13 protein-coding genes and 1 pseudogene are annotated in these 16,273 nt (G+C 60.9%); 6 read left to right on the top strand and 8 right to left on the bottom strand.

The window, feature by feature from the left end:
* Positions 1-284 (top strand): annotated as a pseudogene (locus B5M42_RS23550) (hypothetical protein); the annotation flags it as partial.
* A gap of 97 nt (positions 285-381) precedes the next feature.
* Here the strand turns inward: B5M42_RS23550 and B5M42_RS23545 are convergent.
* The 4 genes from B5M42_RS23545 to B5M42_RS23530 are packed head-to-tail and all read right to left on the bottom strand — an operon-like array spanning position 382 to position 4,076.
* Positions 382-1,227: an ABC transporter permease subunit gene (locus B5M42_RS23545; RefSeq protein WP_167690211.1), complete on the bottom strand. Its 846-nt coding sequence runs from the start codon at positions 1,225-1,227 to the stop codon at positions 382-384.
* Positions 1,224-2,213 carry an ABC transporter ATP-binding protein gene (locus tag B5M42_RS23540; protein WP_134756409.1) on the bottom strand — a complete coding sequence of 330 codons (990 nt, stop codon included), beginning with the start codon at positions 2,211-2,213 and terminating at the stop codon, positions 1,224-1,226. The genes B5M42_RS23545 and B5M42_RS23540 overlap by 4 nt, the downstream gene beginning before the upstream one ends.
* A complete protein-coding gene (locus B5M42_RS23535) occupies positions 2,210-3,550 on the bottom strand; it encodes a hypothetical protein (protein WP_134756407.1) in 1,341 nt (446 codons plus the stop codon). The genes B5M42_RS23540 and B5M42_RS23535 overlap by 4 nt, the downstream gene beginning before the upstream one ends.
* Entirely contained in the window at positions 3,507-4,076 is a 570-nt protein-coding gene (locus B5M42_RS23530) for a sigma-70 family RNA polymerase sigma factor (protein WP_134756405.1), read from the bottom strand. Before B5M42_RS23530 ends, B5M42_RS23535 begins: the two co-directional genes overlap by 44 nt.
* 181 nt (positions 4,077-4,257) lie before the next feature.
* On the opposite strand from B5M42_RS23530, the gene B5M42_RS23525 reads away from it, so the two are divergent.
* Positions 4,258-5,628 (top strand): DUF7379 domain-containing protein, encoded by a 1,371-nt coding sequence (locus tag B5M42_RS23525; RefSeq protein ID WP_134756403.1) that lies wholly within the window; start codon positions 4,258-4,260, stop codon positions 5,626-5,628.
* An 18-nt stretch (positions 5,629-5,646) separates the two neighbouring features.
* On the opposite strand, the gene B5M42_RS23520 is transcribed toward B5M42_RS23525, so the two are convergent.
* Positions 5,647-6,519 carry a LysR substrate-binding domain-containing protein gene (locus B5M42_RS23520; RefSeq protein WP_134756401.1) on the bottom strand — a complete coding sequence of 291 codons (873 nt, stop codon included), beginning with the start codon at positions 6,517-6,519 and terminating at the stop codon, positions 5,647-5,649.
* 147 nt (positions 6,520-6,666) lie between these two features.
* Between B5M42_RS23520 and B5M42_RS23515 the strand changes: the two genes are divergently transcribed.
* Both B5M42_RS23515 and B5M42_RS23510 read left to right on the top strand, forming a co-directional pair.
* Positions 6,667-8,271, top strand: a complete 1,605-nt coding sequence (locus tag B5M42_RS23515) for a carboxylesterase family protein (protein ID WP_134756399.1) — start codon at positions 6,667-6,669, stop codon at positions 8,269-8,271.
* On the top strand, positions 8,271-9,065 hold the full coding sequence (locus B5M42_RS23510; protein WP_134756397.1) for a sulfite exporter TauE/SafE family protein: 795 nt from the start codon (positions 8,271-8,273) through the stop codon (positions 9,063-9,065). The genes B5M42_RS23515 and B5M42_RS23510 overlap by 1 nt, the downstream gene beginning before the upstream one ends.
* A gap of 141 nt (positions 9,066-9,206) precedes the next feature.
* Here the strand turns inward: B5M42_RS23510 and B5M42_RS23505 are convergent, their stop codons facing one another.
* Together B5M42_RS23505 and B5M42_RS23500 are read right to left on the bottom strand one after the other, a co-directional pair.
* Positions 9,207-10,118: a hypothetical protein gene (locus tag B5M42_RS23505; RefSeq protein ID WP_134756395.1), complete on the bottom strand. Its 912-nt coding sequence runs from the start codon at positions 10,116-10,118 to the stop codon at positions 9,207-9,209.
* Positions 10,119-10,192: 74 nt separating this feature from the next.
* Positions 10,193-10,780, bottom strand: a complete 588-nt coding sequence (locus B5M42_RS23500; RefSeq protein WP_134756393.1) for a hypothetical protein — start codon at positions 10,778-10,780, stop codon at positions 10,193-10,195.
* Between the two features lie 179 nt (positions 10,781-10,959).
* Here B5M42_RS23500 and B5M42_RS23495 point away from each other — a divergent pair, with 179 nt between their 5' ends.
* Both B5M42_RS23495 and B5M42_RS23490 read left to right on the top strand, forming a co-directional pair.
* Positions 10,960-11,286, top strand: a complete 327-nt coding sequence (locus B5M42_RS23495; RefSeq protein WP_134756391.1) for an ArsR/SmtB family transcription factor — start codon at positions 10,960-10,962, stop codon at positions 11,284-11,286.
* A 162-nt stretch (positions 11,287-11,448) separates the two neighbouring features.
* Positions 11,449-13,194 carry a SulP family inorganic anion transporter gene (locus tag B5M42_RS23490; protein ID WP_230633164.1) on the top strand — a complete coding sequence of 582 codons (1,746 nt, stop codon included), beginning with the start codon at positions 11,449-11,451 and terminating at the stop codon, positions 13,192-13,194.
* 674 nt (positions 13,195-13,868) lie between these two features.
* Here B5M42_RS23490 and yicI read toward each other — a convergent pair.
* On the bottom strand, positions 13,869-16,193 hold the full coding sequence (gene yicI, locus B5M42_RS23485; RefSeq protein WP_134756387.1) for an alpha-xylosidase: 2,325 nt from the start codon (positions 16,191-16,193) through the stop codon (positions 13,869-13,871).
* Positions 16,194-16,273 lie beyond the last annotated feature (80 nt).

The raw sequence follows: 16,273 nt of genomic DNA, 5'->3' as shown, positions 1-16,273 counted from the left end.
CGTTTGCCATCGACAGCAATGGTCAGGTGTATGCGTGGGGTTATAACGGAGACGGACAGCTGGGTCTTGGAAATGGAAACAACACAAGCACGCCAACGGTTATTAGCGGACTGAGCGATGTCATCGCGATAACGGGCGGCGGAGGCAATACGACAATTGCGCTGAAATCCGACGGCTCGGTCTGGACGTGGGGCGACGGCGGGAACGGCATGCTGGGCGACGGTGGTTCGGGCGGCCGCGCGTTGCCAGGGAAGGTGGACGGTTTTTCATTAAGCGTCAACTAGTTCTTCAAACAGAGCTGCACAACAGCAAAAAACAACAGGTCATCAGGCCTGTTGTTTTTTGCTGTTCAGACCCGGAGCTTCAGCAAGGCCGGGCGGTTTACAGGTCCTTGCGGCCAAAGGCCCGGCAGCCCAACAACAGCAGGACAATCGCGTATCCGACGGTGTAAAGCAGGAACGCGTTCGACGGGATGCTGTTCATCGAGAAAGGCCCCATGTCGCCAATCGCCAGACCGGCCCAATCCGCTCCGCCCAGCACCTCATACAAGCTTCGGCGGTAGATGGAATCCGTAGGCAAAAGCAGGCCGATCAGAAAATTGAATTTTTGAATGACCGGATGAACGCCGCCATACACCGAAATGCCTTCGACCAGCCCGTTAAATAGGGAAAATCCGTAAAGCAGGGCGGCGAAGATGCCGTTGCCGAGCATCGGCAGATACACCGATCCCAGCATGGTCAGCGTCAGCAGCAGCAGCGGCATCCACATAAACAGCAGCCAGCCGCGCAGCAGGTAGCCCGCCAGCAGAGGCAAGTGCGCCTGCGTGTGAAGCGTCAGCGCAATCGCCAGGAACAAAGCCGAGCTGTACACCGCGATCCAGACGGCATGGCCGAGCCATTTGGCCGTAAACAGCCTCCAGCGCGGAATCGGGCGGGCGGCCACAGCGAGCAGCAGGCCGTTCTCCTGCTCGCCGGTAATCGTGCCCATCGAGGAGAAAAGGACGAAAAAGGCGGCGAGAAATTGGGCGAAAAAAAGCCCCAGCACCATTAGCACCATACCGTTCAGCAGCCGTTCAGCGGGCGAGGCGGCGTCCAGCCCGTTCAGGCCGGCCATCTCCCGCACGCCAAGGGCGAACAGGATCAGGAAAATCAGGGTGATGATTAACGTGACCAGAAAGACGCGCTTGCGGGTCAGCTCCTTCAACGTGGCCGCAATATACATCGTCATGGGTGATCGCCTCCCTGACGCGATTGGGCCATCTGCAGGAACCATGTCTCCAGACTGTTCGGCGCAGGGCCGGATTCGTAAAGCGTCAGTCCGTTGCGAACGAACAGGGCGCACAAATAGCCGGCTTGCTCCTGGTCGGCGATGCGGGCGGAAAGAACGGCGTTGCCGCTGGCGTCGGCTTCAGCGACGTGCAGCAGGGAGGAGAGCGAGCCGCCGGCAGCAGCGCTCAGCTCGCTCCATGTCTGCGGCAGCCAGCCGCCGAGCCGGAAGCGCCAATTGCCGTTGCCGCTGCTCAGCTCGCCAGCGCGGCCGAGCAGCTGCTGCAGCGGTCCCGACGCCAGCAGCTCACCGTCGTACAGGAAGGCGGCTTCCTCGCACAGCTCCTCCACATCCTCCAGCAGATGGGTGTTGAGGAAGATCGTTACGCCTTGCGCGCGGAGCCGTTTGAGCAAGCCGCGAATTTCGTAACGGCCGATCGGATCGAGCGCCGAAGCGGGTTCGTCCAGAATGACCAGCTCGGGCTCCAGCAGCAGGGCGGCGGCCAGCCCAAGGCGCTGCTGCATGCCCTTGGAAAAGCCGCCGACCCGACGGTCCGCCGCTTCGGACAAGCCGACCAGCGCCAGACTGTCCCGCACGCGGCTGCGAAAGGACGGCGAGCGGGTTTCTTGCGTCCGCAGCCCGCCAAGCTGGCCGTGAAAGCGCAGCACCTCGGCAGCGGTCAGCCAGTCCTGAAAGCGGAACAGCTCGGGTAAATAGCCGAGCTTGCGCCGCGCTTCGGAACGGCCTAGCGGCTGCCCCAGCACGGTCGCCCGCCCCGAGTCGGGGCGGTGGAGACCGGCCAGCATCTTGACAAAGGTGCTCTTGCCCGCACCGTTGGGGCCAAGCAAGCCGAAGATGCAGCCGCGCGGCACCTGCAGGCTGATGGAGCGGCAGCCGCCGCGGCCGTTGTAGGTTTTGGTCAACGCTGCTGTCTCAATAATCATCATGGCCGGGTCAGGCCCTCAGCGGCTTGCAGGAAAGCGGACTCGGACGGAAAGTCCTTCAAGTCGCCGCCGAGCAGAACCATGCGGCTCTCGTCCAGCCACAGCAGATAACGCTGCTCGCCGTCGACGGTCAGGAACGCATCGTGACCGCGGAACCGCACGCTGGCCGATACGCCTTCGCGGGCTGGAACCGGCAGGGTGTTCTGCCAGTCGCCGATGGCGGCCAGCTTCGTCCGCAGGCTATCCGGCAGCACGGGCAGCCCGAGCACGGCTTCGCGGATCGCGGCCGGATCGATTCCGTTCTCCACGCTCAGCTCCGGCTTGCCGAATTGCAGCAGCTTCACCGGCTTGCCGGCCAGGATGCCCGAGGTCACGATGCCGTCGGGGATGTGCAGGCGGATGGCTTTGCCGTCCGCTTCGTCCGGCAGGGCGGCGGCGCTGCCCAGACGGGTGAGCAGCCGATTGACGGCGTCGACCTTCAAGGTGAAGGTCAAGGCGCTCTCCGGCTGGTAGCGGGGCTCGGCGGCTTGCTCCGGACGGAGCAGCTGCGCGCCCATCAACCGGCTTGCTTCGTCCCACGTCACGGTGCGGGTTTCTCCGCCGCCGGTCTCGGTCAGCGAGCCGTATTGCGCCAGATCGAAGCTGCGGTCGCCTTCGGGCGAGCCGTGCTCCAGCACCGAGGAGATGGACGCCAGATCATCCGCCGAAATGCCGACGCCGACAATGTGCTGGATGCGGAACGTTTGCAGCATGGCCGCAAACGCCCGGTCGCCAAGCGGCGTTGCGAACAAGCCGGTGACGACGGCCGCAGCGGCGACACCGGCGGCGAGTCGACGCAAGCGCCGCCGAAACGGCTTTTCCGTCCGCCAGCCGCCGTCGGCAGCTTTCGCGGCTGTCGCTGTACCGGCCATAGCTTCGGTTTCCGAAGATGGAACCCATTTTAGTTGTTGCATGTCCTCAACACCATCCTTTACAGGTTGCTTTTGTTTGTATGCACGCTGCTGATCGATTGCCGCTGCATCGGCGCTTGCGTCGGTATCCGGCTGCTGACGAGCGGCAGGCTCAGCATCTCGTAAGGTGGGCGCGTTCTGCGGGACAAACGTGTCGTGCGCGCTTGGTGAAGTATGTGCGCCTGGCGCATGCAGCTTTTGCGCGCCCCGTGAAGCGAGCGCATCCAGCGTATGCGGGCTTTGCGCGCCCTGTGAAGCTTGCGCATCAGCGTCGGCTTGCTGCCAGAATGCCGCAGCCGGTTCGCCAGCCGCTGCGCGGGCGAAGCGCTCCCAGGCCCGCTTAGGATCAAAGGCCGGTTCCCCGCCGGTCCGTTTGCTTTCGTTTTTCATCGCTTGGGTCCTCCTCCTGCCCGTATTTCTTCTTCAGCCGTTCCTCTGCCCGGGCGAGCAGGGTGCCGACAATTTTCGGATTAACCTCCAGCCGGGCAGCTATCTCCTCGTAGCTATAGCCTTCCTCCCGCAGCACTAGCGCGGTGCGGTCCCGGTCGGACAGCTTCTGGAGCACCCGGCGCACGACGTCCTTTTCCCACTCGCGTATCACCTCGGTCTCTCCCGATGGCGCCGAGCCGTCCGAGCCTGACGCAACGCGGGCAGTTTCTTTATCCAGCAAGGCTTTGCCAGACGCTCGCTGCCGCAAATAATCGTAGCCGATCCGGGTCAGTACCCGGTGCAGCCAAGCGCCAACGGCGTCCAACCGATCCGGGGGACTTCGATACAGCCGCAAGAAAACCTCCTGGGCCAAATCCTCCGCAGCCGCATAATCGCCGGTCAACGCATACAGCTTGCGCGCCACGCCGGGGTAGTGCTGTTGAAACAAGCGCTGGAACAGCTCGGGTATCCGGGCGTTCTCTTCCATAGTCGCTGCCGTCCCCCCTTTCGTTAGTAAGACGGATGCCGGGCCGTTTTTGTAGCAGTTCATTGGGAGGTGGAAATGGTTCTCATTTTTTCCACACTTGATCACATTATATCTGTCATCTTTCAAATGAAATGTTAAAATAATGAATGAATGGAAATCTACGCAAAGGAGACTGAGGACGATGTCCGAAACTGTTCAAGTCACGTATACCATTGACGCAAGCGGCGGCGCAGCAGCACCGCGTCTCATGGCGCTAGGTCATGGGCAAGCGGCAGGAGGCGAAGCCCCCTGGTTCCGCGAGCTCGCGCTGCTGGCGGGACTTGATCCCGAGCAGCTGGCGTTTCGTTTTCAAGAGACCCGGCCGCAGGTGAACCGTCCTGGGCTGGTGCGTTTTATGGCGGAAGAAGTGGATCCGGTCGAGCAGAGCGTTACCTTTGTGGAAATGGATGTCGACGAGCGGACCTCCGAGGTGGTGGCAAGCCGCTGGCGGGAGCTCCATGCGGTCGAGGGCTTTGACGCAACGGAGGAGGGGCGCGTGCGCACCGAATCGATCGGGCTGCCCGAAGGGATCCGGAAGGTGTATTTAAGCTTTCGCAGCGTGTTCCATCGCTTTGCGCCGCGGTTATGTCTCGCAGAGCCCGCCGATTCGCGGGCTGATCGCGTGCGGGATACGCCGTGGGACGAAGCGCTGCCGCAGATGCGGGAGGCGATGCTTGCGGGCAAGCCGGCTGCGGTGATTGTCCACGGCTTTGCTTCCAAAGCCGAGATGAATTTTCAAGCGTTGAAGCTGGAGCTGCTCGAGCGGGGGGATTACGGCGCCGTCATCGGCTATTCTTACCCGTCGACCCGGCAATCGATTACCGAGAGCGGCGATCAGCTGTTTGCGACATTGGAGCAGGCGGGCATTTTGCAGCAAGTCTCGCAAATCGATCTGTACGCGCATAGCGAGGGCGGGCTGGTTGTGCGGAGTATGTTCAAAACGCGCAGCGAACAGCTTGGCGGCAAAGTACGCCATGTGGTGATGGCGGCTACGCCTCATCTGGGTACGCCAATCGCGGCTTACGGCGATGCGGTTGTCGACCAGGCCAACACCTTGGCGGAATGCGCGGCGCATCTGGTATCGTCTGCGTTGTCGGGCGGGAAGGAAACAGCTGCGGCGATGCTCCATTTGCTGCTGTACGCTTGCTCGCAGTCGAAGGCCAAGGATCCCGGGCTGGAGGATATGATTCCCAAGCCGGACAACTTGTTTTTGCGCGAAATCAATCAGACACCGCTGCGGCCCGCCGGCAAGGTGTTCATTACGTCGGGTTATGTGGACGCTGCCGTTGAGGGACTTTTGATGAAAAAAATATACGGCCTGATCTTCAAAAGCGAGCCGCACGACGGTGTGGTGCCACTGGCTAGCGGGCTTGGCCTGGAGCGCTCCGACGCCGTGCACATTCCGCTCGACCGCGCGGTCGGCGGACACAGCGCCTATTACAATGATGAGCCCAGCGGCTGGGCCAAGCGAATCGTCGAAGCGGTGCTGGGGGGCGAGCAGGCAGGTGATTGACCGGCTTGCGGCCGATTTTCAGCGAAGCTGCCGGAAATAGCTGCGCGCAAAGTCGCGGAATGCCGCTGCAGCCTTGGTCATATAGCGATTGGGATGCCAGACCAGATCAATCGTACGCGCGCAACGCGCATCCTCGATGGGAATCAGCGTCACAGCCGATCCCTGCGAGCCGCTCCAGGTTATTGCCGGAATGAAGGAGACGCCGAGACCGGCTCGCACGAGTCCGCGCACCATTGAGGGCTCGTCGCATTCATAGAGGATGCGCGGGGCAAAGCCGGCTTGCCGGCACAAGGCGTCGGTAGTTTCGCGCAGCCGTCTGCCGGGCCGCAGGCTGATCCAGCCTTCGCCGCGCAGCTCGGACAATTGCAGCGCCGAGCGGTGGGCGAGCGGATGGCCGGCGGGAACGGCCAGTACGATATCTTCGGTGAGCAGCTGCTCGCTGACTGTATCCGGGATCGCGCAAGGCGCAGTAGTGAGACAAAGATCAAAGACGAGCGGCGCGCCGTTTACCGGATCCTGCTGCAACAGCTTGAACTCCACCTCGGGATACTGCTCCCGAAACGAGCAAATCAGCTCGGGAATCAAATGCGAAGCGACCTGCACGTACAGCGTTACGGTGCCGGACGGTCGTTCGGCCAAATCGCGCAGCTCCAGTCGGCCTTCTTCCAGCGTGCTCAGCGCGGTATCTACTTTCAGCAAAAATCGCGCCCCGTATTCGTTGAGCCGCAGCTTTCGACCGATCCGGTCAAACAGCTGGACGCCCAGCTCGGTTTCGAGCTGGCGGATGGTGCGGCTTAATGCGGGTTGAGCCAGATGCAGGACCTCCGCCGCTTGCGTCATATGCTCCATGCGCGCAACGGTCTGAAAGCATTTCAAAGCCGACAATTCCATATTGAGCCTCCGCAGATAGATTTATAACAAAAATGATATGAAAATCATGATTAATTATATATTTTATCATATGAATCGCCGGCGTTATACTGATAGAAAGCTGCGGTGTAATGGAGCAGTGAATCGGATAAAGGCGGGGTTGACGGGATGGTCGGGTTTAACGGCAGCGAACGGGTTTCGACGGTGTACGGGAAGGTAAAAGGGGACAAATGCCAGGCGTCGGGGACGATCCGTTGGTTGGGGATTCCCTATGCCCTGCCCCCGGTCGGCAAGCTGCGCTGGCGGGCGCCGCAGGAGCCGGCGGCATGGGACGGCAGCCGCGATGCGCTGCATTACGGAAATATTTGCACACAGGGCGTTGAGGGCGCGGTCGTCGGCGGGGAGGATTGTTTGTATCTGAACATTTGGCGGCCCGATCATGCGCAGACGGGGTTGCCGGTGCTGGTTTTTGCTCACGGCGGGGGCAATCTCGGCGGCTCCGGTCAAGATCTTGCCGCCGAGGCATTGGCCCGGGAAACGGACAGCGTGGTGGTGTCGCTGAATTACCGTCTGGGCGCATTCGGCTTTTTTCGCCATCCGGCGCTGCGCACCGGCGATCCGCTGGACGATTCCGGCAATTACGGCTTGCTGGACCTGTTGTGCGCGCTGCGCTATGTGCAGGCGAATATTCGCGCATTTGGCGGCGACCCGGAGCGCGTGACTCTGGGCGGTCATTCGGCCGGGGCGCGGAATGTGCTGGCCGCTTGCCTATCGCCGCTGGGCCGCGGATTATTCCGGCAAGCGGTTGTGCTGAGCGGGGGAATGACCACTGCGGACCCGCGGCTGGGCGACGAGCGTTCGGAGCAGGTGATGCGCAAGCTGCGGGTGCGCAGCGGCGAAGCCCGCGACGAGCAGGCGGCGGCTGACTGGCTGGCGGCGCAGCCCGCAGAACGTATAGCCGACTGGCTGCGCAGCTTGAGCGCGGACTGCTTTGCCGGCGTGTACGAGTCCTCGCCGATTCATATGGGCGAGTTTCCGCAGCTCTTTACAGACGGCTATGTGCTTCCAGCAGGCGGCTTTAATCGGCTGGCTGCAGGCGGATACGCGCAGGTTCCTCTGCTGATCGGCAGCACGGCTGCCGAGTTCGCGCTGTTCGGGCTGTCGATTATGGCCGCTGCGGGGCTGCCGGCGGAACGGCCGAAAGGGCTCTACGAGCAAGCGCTCAGCTACAGCAACGCGCTGTATGGCAGCTTCAATGCCGAGCAGCCGGCCGAACGGCTGGCTGCGGTTCCCGGACAACCTCCCGTCTACGCTTACCGCTTCCGGTGGGGGAGCGATGCGGCGGTGACGGATGGTGTATACGGCCTGCCGATCGGTGCGTTTCACGGCATCGATATGATGTTCTATACGGGCGACGAGACCGTGATTGAAGCGCCGTATCGCGACGGCTATTTGACCGCGACAGGCAAATCCGGCCGGGCGGCGCTGACGGCGCTGCTGCGCGGCTATCTCAAGCGGTTTTTGCACAGCGGCAATCCGAACGGAGCCGGGCTCCCGCGCTGGGACAGCTGGCAGGCGGACACCGCCGGGGGGCCAGCGATTCTGGAGCTGGATGCCGATGAGCAGAAGGCAAGCGCACGCATGTCCGCACAGCTTCGCAAGCGGGAAGCGATTGTTGCCGAACTGGAAGCAGACGCCGGTCTGACAGCGCAGCAGCGGGACTGGCTGCGGGACGTGTTCTGGACCGGCCGGTTCTTTTGGAGGGATGAGTGATGATAACGGCGCTGCTGCTGATGCTGGTTGGACTGACCGCAGGCATTTCCGGCTCGCTGGTCGGATTGGGCGGCGGGTTCATCGTCGTTCCGGCGTTAACCTTTTTATTTCCGGGCATGCTGCCGGCGCATTTATCGGGCACGTCGATGGCCATGCTGCTGGTCAATTCGCTTTCCAGCACGGCTGCGTACGCCCGGCAACAGCGGATCGACTACGATGCGGCATTGCGGTTTGCCGCAGTTTCGATTCCCGGCTCGATTCTGGGAGCCGTTCTGGTCGGCAAGCTGACGGGCGGGATGTTTTTTACGGGCTTTGGCTGCTTTCTCGCCTTCGTTTCCGTTCTGCTGCTGTTCAAGCCCAAGCAGCCGCTGCGCTGGCCGCTGCCGCCAACTGTATCGAGAACGATTGTCGACGGCAAGGGGGAACGCTTTGAATATGCGTACCATCGCCCTACGGGCTTGCTGATCAGCTTTGTGACGGGCTTTCTCTCAAGTCTGTTCGGCGTTGGCGGCGGCAGTCTGATGGTCCCGACGATGACGCTGCTGCTTGCTTTTCCTCCGCATATTGCCGTGGCTACATCCATGCTGCAAATCGTGCTCTCGGCCGCGTGCAGCACGGTCACTCACGGGCTGCTGCACAATATCGACTGGTTCAAGGTGCTGTTTCTTGCGCCTGGCGCGCTGATAGGGGGACAGCTGGGAGCGCGGCTTGCCAGAAAGCTGCCTGCCGGTGCGCTGATGAAGGTGCTGGCGGTCATGCTGCTGATCGTCGCGGTGCGGTTGATTATGAAATAACGCTTGCTTTCGCCACGGTCCGGGAAGGCGGCGTATAAAGCGGCGCTGGCGCCGGAACCGGCAAAAAGCTCGCACGAGACAGCGGATGATGACATCCTTATCTCATGCGAGCTTGTGGCGTTTCGGTGCTTGCAGGCTGTTTCAAACAAGAGGACCGTCGTGAGACTGAAGACGGGAATAGAGCGGTTCATAGCTGTATGGCAAGCAAACCGGCCTGTTGGCTGCAGCGTAGGCATACGTCCAGTTGGTATGCGGCCAGAGGGGCGCATCGATGCGATAGCCAGAATGGAAAGGCATGTTTGCCGGCGAGCCGGACTGCGTTTCGGCAGTGACATCGCGCCAATCGGAGACGACCGTAGTGCCATGCTTGACGTCCGCCTTGATTTCCCGTTTGACGGCATCGGAGACGTTCAAGCCCTCTATACATTTGACAAAAGAATCCAGATAGGCGCGCAGAGCCGCTGGAATGGCGCCGATCGCCGCTGCTATGGTTGCTTGCGGGCCTACCACGCTGGAGGCGCTTGCCGCATCGACAACTACGCTGGTAGCTATGCCTGCCGCGATGAGGTGGCAATTTTCGATTTCCCGTTTGATCGCTTCTTCCAGCGTAGCGGGGTAGGTGACTTCGGCGTAGACGCGAAAGCGGCTTTTTCTCGTTTTGGAACAAGGCATTTTGATTTCTTGCTTGCACTTTCTGCCGGGGTTGGAGAGGGTCGGGCAGGGGATCCACGTCCATCCGGTGACACAGGTTGCCATTTTGAATTCCGGATACTCGAAGGAAAACAACGTTTTTTCATAACGTCCCTTGGGAGGGGCTTGCTCACCGGGTTGGCCCGATCCGGCTGATCCGCCCGAGCCTGTGCAGGGATACGGGATTTTGACGCCGAAGGGCCCTTTTTTATAGCACATTTTGATCGGGGCGCGCTGCTCGGCCACATACGAGTTCGTTTGCGGGTCCCATCGATAGGCGGTTACACGTTCTTCAATTTCATAAAAATGATAAGGGTCCGTATCTATATCCGGATCGTTCCAGAGTAAGCCTTCATCAGTCACAATAACAACTCCTCATATTGAATAAATATGGAATATTATATTGTGCCAAAGCCTATCCGGTTCCGGGCATCCGCCTATTCCGGCAGGTGCTGGCGAGCATCAAGCTGACTCAGCGCCTGACGAAATTCGGTCAAGCCCTCGATCGCCAGATCGAGCTTACGGACGTAATGATCAGCGATTTCGGAGCTGCCGGCAAAACAGATTTCGTCGATCAATTCGTCAAGCTCGCCGGCGAGCACGACGAAATCGACGTTGGAGCGGCCCGAGCCAAGCATCCGGCTTAAATCGCGGGCCAGCGCCTCTCCGAGATGAGGCAGAGACAGCGGCTCCAACGAAACAGACATCGTCACCCAGGACGGCGTCGTATCGTGACGGAAAGCTAGTCCCGGCACCTGCTCCCAGAATGCATCCCATGCCGTGAGCACGCCGGACTTGAAGAACAGCAGCTTTAAATAGCCGCACAGCCAAGCCGTACAGCTCGTATTGCGGCTCTGGCAGCCGACGCCAGGGCGCAGATGTCCGCAATTCTGGCAGCAGGAGCCGCCGCAGCCGATACATACCCGGCACACGCTTTCGGCTCCCAGACCGGCCAAGGCGCGCAGGCCCAGATCAATCATATAGCTGCGCGAGACGACATAAATGTCCTCATCGTTGATGGACACAGGGATCCCGACCTTTTTATATGCAAATTTTTGAATATTTGATTTTTTGGTTATGAATTATTTATACTATAACGGAAACGGGCGGGCAAAAGCAAAACCAACCTTCCGTCCGCTCATGATTTCGCTTGCTTTGTGTGCTATGATAGGAGTATTGACTAAGGCTGTTAGAGGAGAGCGCGATGTATCAGGAGATTCAGCAGTTTAAAGCCGACTTTTTCAAAGCGTTAGCGCATCCGCTGCGGATTCGGATTTTGGAGATTTTGGCCGAAGGCGAGAGGAACGTCAATGAGATCCAGACGATTCTCGGCAGCGAGGGATCGGCCGTGTCCCAGCAGCTCGCTGTGCTGCGCAGCAAAAACGTCGTTCGCGGAACGAAGGACGGCACGACGGTTGTCTATTCGCTGACGGACCCGCTGATCAAGGATTTGCTGCAGGTCGCCAAGCGGATTTTTGACAATCATCTTGTCAATGCCATCACGCTTTTGGAGCATATAAAAAATCAATAAGCTGTTGCCAGACGAAGGGTTGGACGAAGGTCCGGCTCTTTTTTTGATGGCATCGACCGGAGTTTCGAAAGGAGTTTTTTAGGCGTTGACAGGAATATGGCTTAAATATATGATTTTTTATATATTCAAATAATCAAATATTTAAACATGGTGGTGCTGCTTGTGAAGCTTCGATTCAGCGGCAGGTTTGTCGGATACGATCTAGGCAAACTCCGCAAGGATTTGTTGGCCGGCTTGCTTGTGGGCATTGTGGCCATACCGCTTGGCATGGCATTTGCCATCGCTTCCGGCGTGCGTCCGGAATACGGCTTGTATACGACGGTTGTTGCCGGCGTACTGATTTCGCTTTTTGGCGGCTCCATGTTTCAGATCGGCGGACCGACGGGGGCGTTTATTCCGATTGTGCTCGCCATCGTCCTGCAATACGGCTATGCGAATTTGCTGATTGCCGGTTTTATGGCCGGGGTGCTGCTGGTGCTGATGGGGTTGTTCAAGCTGGGCGGCGTCATTCAATATATGCCGCGTCCGGTAACGGTCGGCTTTACGGCGGGGATTGCCGTGACGATTTTCGCTGGACAAATCGCCAATTTTCTCGGGTTGTCGCATTTGCAAGCTCAACGGACGTTCTGGGCGAGCATGAAGGAGCTGGGACAACATCTGTACACGATGAACGGCTATAGCGTGCTGACGGCAGCGCTTTGTCTGGGGGCGCTGCTGCTGACGCCCAAGGTGTGGCCGCGCGTTCCCGCTTCGCTGCTGGGTATCGTTGTCTCGACGGCAGCGGCGTCGCTGCTGTATCCCGGTCATGTCGCCACGATCAGCTCGACCTACGGGGACATTCCCCGCAGCTTGCCCGGCCTGCATCTGCCGCAATTGTCGCTGGTCCATATCGGGGAGGTGATCCGACCGGCGTTTGTGATTGCGATGCTCGGCGGCATCGAATCGCTGTTATCGGCGGTCGTCGCCGACGGAATGAGCGGCACGCGCCATAACAGCAACCGCGAGCTGATCGGCCAAGGCATCGCCAATATGGTCGCGCCGCTGCTGGGCGGCATCCCAGCAACCGGGGCGATTGCCCGCACGGCGACGAACATCCGCAGCGGGGCGCAGTCGCCGCTTTCCGGCGTCGTGCACGGGCTGGTCGTGCTGCTTGTGCTGGTGCTGCTCGCCCCGTACGCCTCGCGGATTCCGCTGGCGAGCATGGCGCCGATTCTGATGGTCGTAGCGTGGAATATGAGCGAGCGCCATGCCTTTATTCATCTGCTCAAAAGCAAAACAGCCGACGCGCTGGTGCTGCTCCTGACGTTTGCGCTGACCGTATTTGCCGATTTGACGACGGCTGTGGAGGCTGGTATGGCGCTGGCCGGGATTTTGTTCATCAAGCGGATGAGCGAGCTGATGCGTTTGTCCAAGGTGCTGCCCGATCCGGCGCACAGGGACCGCAAGGTCGCCGCCCACTCGGCGAGCCCTGAGCGAAGCTGCCCGCAGATCAGCATCTATACGGTGGCTGGCCCGCTGTTTTTCGGCGCGGCGAACCTGTTCGAGCGCACAATCCTGACCGACATGCCCGCCAGGCCGCAGGTGCTGCTGCTCAAAATGGGCGACGTGCCCTATATGGATACGACCGGAGAGGCGTATCTGGAGGGCATCGTTCGCCATTTCGGCAAGCTCGGCGGTATCGTGCTGCTGTCGGAGGTGCAGGCGCAGCCGCGCAGCCTGCTGCGCCGCACCGGGCTCGCCGCGCGGATCGGCGAGCAGCGGATTTTTGCGCAGACGGGCGAAGCGCTCGTCTATGCGCTGGGCTGCCTCGCGCCGGAACGCTGCGCGGGCTGCCGCCAGCTCGCCTTCCGCGAATGCGGCGAGCTGTCTGCGGGCGCGGCGGCTGCGGGGCAGACGCGCCAGGGGTAGCGCAGGCGGCGGTCGGCAGGCTGGGGCGGGGCAAGGCCCGGCAAGGCAGGAGCAGGAGTAGGAGCAGGTGTAGGGCAAGGTAGGGCAGAGCAAGGCAGGGTAAGGCAAGGCAAGGTAAGGTAAGGTAAGGCAAGGCAAGGCAAGGCAAGGTAGGAGCAAAAACTGGGCAGGGAAGGAGGAAGCGGGACAAGATCAAGATCAAGATCAAGATCAAGATCAAGATCAAGATCAAGATCAAGATCAAGAGCGGAGCGCAGATGCTCTGTGGCCTGGTCCGACCCAGCGGGCTTTTGCTCGCCGGCGGCGCAAAACAAACGGCCTTTCGCGCAGACGCTGATGCAGTCTGCACGAAAGGCCGTTTGTTGTTGGGCTGAAGCCGCTCGCTCGCGGAGGCGGCTTCAGCCTGGCAAGTTGCCCCTGCGGGCAGCCTGATTTCGGCACGGGCTTGCGTCCCGCCCAGTTCTGAGGTGCGTATGTGCTGCGCTTGCACGCTCTATGCGCTGGCGGCTACGCTGGGCCACTCGCGTAGCCCACCCGCGCTTGTCCTGGCCCTCAAGCTCCCTCGCTCAGCCCTTCCGCGTCTGTCCTAGCGCCTGCGTCCCGCGTACAGCCCGCGCCCGTCCCAGCGTCCGCGCGTCCTCGCAGAGCCCACCGCGCCCGGCATCTCCCGCGCGCTACAGCTCCACGAGCACGCGCCGCGCGCCACGCTCCGGCGTCACCGCCGCGCCGAGCTCGTGGCGCGCCCACGCGCCGCCGTGCACAGCGGCGAGCTGCGTTACGCCGCGCAGCAGCACGGTGAACGGGGCGTCGCCCCGTTCTACCGTAATCTCGATGCGGCGTCCCGAACGCGCCGCACGGACGGCGAGCGTCGCGACGCCGTCAGGATCATGGACGGCGGCTGCAGCCGTTGCGCCGTCCGCCAGCTCGAACAGCTGCAGCGTCACTCCGTCGGCGTAGTCGTAGTCCGGTCTCCGGTCGTTGGCGCCAACGGCAATCAGGCTGTTCGGACGCACCAGCAGCGGCAGCGTCATGTACCCATGCTGCTCGTCATACCAGCGCCCGCCCTCTACGATGCGGCCGGTCAGCAGCTCCGTCCAGCGTCCGGCCGGGACGTAGTAGCTGACAAGACCACGGTCGTTGAATATCGGAGCAACGAGCAGCCGCTCGCCCAGCATGTACTGCGTATCCAGCGGCAGGCAGGTGCGGTCCTCGGGGAACTCCAGCGCCATCGCCCGCAGCAGCGGCACGCCGCTTGCCGTCGCTTCCACGGCTCCCGCAAACAAATACGGCATCAGCGAGCATTTCAGCCGCGTAAAATGCCGCAGCACGTCCACCGCCTCCTCGTCAAACAGCCAAGGCACGCGATACGATTCATTGCCGTGCAGGCGGCTATGCGACGAGAGCAGGCCAAAGGCGACCCAGCGCTTGTAAATGTCCGGCGGCGCGGTCCGCTCAAACCCGCTGATGTCATGGCTCCAGAAGCCGAAGCCGGACAAGCCGAGCGACAAGCCGCCGCGCAGCGTTTCGGCCATAGAGGCATAGGTCGCCGAGCAGTCGCCGCCCCAGTGGACGGGGAACATTTGGCTGCCGGCGGTAGCAGAGCGGGCAAATACCATCGCCTTGTTTGGGCCGAGCGTCGCTTTCAGCGCTTCAAACACCGTTTGATTATATAAAAACGAATAATAATTGTGCATTTTCAGCGGATCGGAGCCGTCATGATAGACGACGTTGTCCGTAGGGATACGCTCGCCGAAATCGGTCTTGAAGCTGTCCACGCCCATTGCGATCAGCCGGCGCAAAAACGCCTGATACCAAGCGGCCGATTCGGGGTTGGTGAAGTCGACAATGCCCATGCCCGCTTGCCACTGGTCCCACTGCCAGACGTCGCCATCGGCCGTCTTGAGCAAATAACCGCGCTCCATTCCTTCGCGGAACAAGGGTGATTTTTGCCCGATATATGGGTTGATCCAGACGCATATGCGCAAGCCCCGTTCCTTCAAGCGCTGCAGCAAGCCCGCCGGATCGGGGAACACGGCCGGGTCCCACTCAAAATCGGTCCACTGATATTCCTTCATCCAGAAGCAGTCAAAATGGAACACATGCAGCGGCAAATCGCGCTCGGCCATCCCGTCGATAAAGCGGTTGACCGTCGCTTCATCGTAATCCGTCGTAAACGACGTCGTCAGCCACAGCCCGAACGACCACGGCGGGGGCAAAGCCGGCCGGCCGGTCAGCGCCGTATAGCCCTTCAGCACATCCTTGGGCGTCGCGCCTCCGATGATACAATAGTCCAGTGTTTCGCCCGGTACGCTGAACTGCACCTTGGATACGACCTCGGAGCCGATTTCGAACGAGACGCGCTCGGGATGGTTGACGAACACGCCGTAGCCGGCGCTTGACAAATAAAACGGCACGTTTTTGTACGCCTGCTCGCTGCTGGTGCCCGGATCTTCGTTCCAGATATCGACGACCTGACCGTTTTTGACGAACGGGGTAAAGCGCTCGCCGAGGCCGTAAATATGCTCGCCAACGCCCAGATCGAGCTGCTCGCGCATGTAGGTCAGCTTGTCCGCATCGGTGATGTGCGCCGGTCCTTTAACGCCCGAGCCGGTCAAACGGCGCCCGTCATAGCGAAATTCCGCCGACCAGGGGCCGGTTTTGGCGATCGTGACGCTCAGGCGTCCGCTTGTCAGCGTCACGCTGTTTGCGTCTTCGGTGACGGCTGCGGGCGAATTCGGCTCCAGATGAAGCGTAAAAGCAGGTCCGGCCGTTCGCCGACCGCTATGCCGCGTCCAGCGCACGCGGATGACGTCGGGCCGGGGCGCGCTGATTTCGGCTGTCAGCAGCGGACTGTTCAGCGTATCGCCCTTGTGGCGAACGGCGCGTGTAGCGCTGAATACGGTGAGGCTCTCGCTAGTGGTTTGCAACTCGCGGACCTCGATTGCCGGCTGAACGGTGAAGCCATCCTTCACCAGCCAGTAGCCATGAGAAAATTTCACGGGAACTACCTCCTTGTTCCGATCTATACTATAATCATATTGATACTTAGTGACGTTTTCTTTTATTATTTTGTGCAAAA

Source organism: Paenibacillus athensensis, from assembly GCF_004514475.2.
Classification (GTDB): domain Bacteria; phylum Bacillota; class Bacilli; order Paenibacillales; family NBRC-103111; genus Paenibacillus_AL; species Paenibacillus_AL athensensis.
This window is presented reverse-complemented; position numbering and strand designations above follow the sequence as displayed.